Below are 699 nucleotides of genomic sequence, written 5' to 3'. Positions count from 1 at the left end.
AAGTGGTGGTGCGCACGAACGACGGCCAGCAGCGCACGGTTGTCTATGCCGACCCGCCGTCTTTCCGCGTGGGCGACACGGTGCGCGTCGTTGGCGACACGCTGGCGGCCTACCAGCGCTAGCGTCCRGGCGACGCGGTCGGGGGCGTGCGCTTCAACCGGTGTTGCGCAGCCCCGCCGCAATGCCGTTGATGGACAGATGGATGCCGCGCTGCACGCGCTCCATGGCCGGGTCGTCGGCCTGGGTGCGGCGGTAGCGGCGCATCAGCTCGACCTGCAGGTGGTTGAGCGGATCGATGTAGGGAAAGCGGTGTTCGATGGAGCGGGCCAGCGACGGGTTGGCCGCCAGGCGCTTGTCGTCGCCGGTGATGAGGCTCAGCGCCGCTTGCGTGAGGTCGAACTCGGCGCGGATGGCCGTGAAGATGCGCTTGCCGAGCTTCTTGTCCTCCACCAGTTCCACGTAGCGCTCGGCCAGGGCCAGGTCGGTCTTGGCCAGCACCATGTCGAGGTTGGACAGCAGCGCGCGGAAGAAGGGCCAGCCCTTGAGCATGCGCTTGAGCAGGGCCAGGTTCTTGGCGCGCTGTGCCGGCTCTTCGCCGAGGAAGGCCTCCACGCCGGAGCCGAAGCCGCACCAGCCGGGCAGGGCGACGCGGGCCTGGCCCCAGGAAAAGCCCCAGGGGATGGCGCGCAGGTCTTCGAT

General features: G+C 69.2%; 1 protein-coding gene. It reads right to left on the bottom strand.

The features are described from left to right. Positions 1 to 153: 153 nt before the first annotated feature. A partial coding sequence (locus AC1DU6_RS34060) for a phosphoenolpyruvate carboxylase (RefSeq protein WP_477862834.1) occupies positions 154 to 699 on the bottom strand: 546 nt, incomplete at its 5' end.

It is taken from the genome of Roseateles sp. P5_B10 (assembly GCF_056400485.1).
Note: the sequence above shows the minus strand (reverse complement) of the source record. Positions and strands in the feature narration are given on the sequence as shown.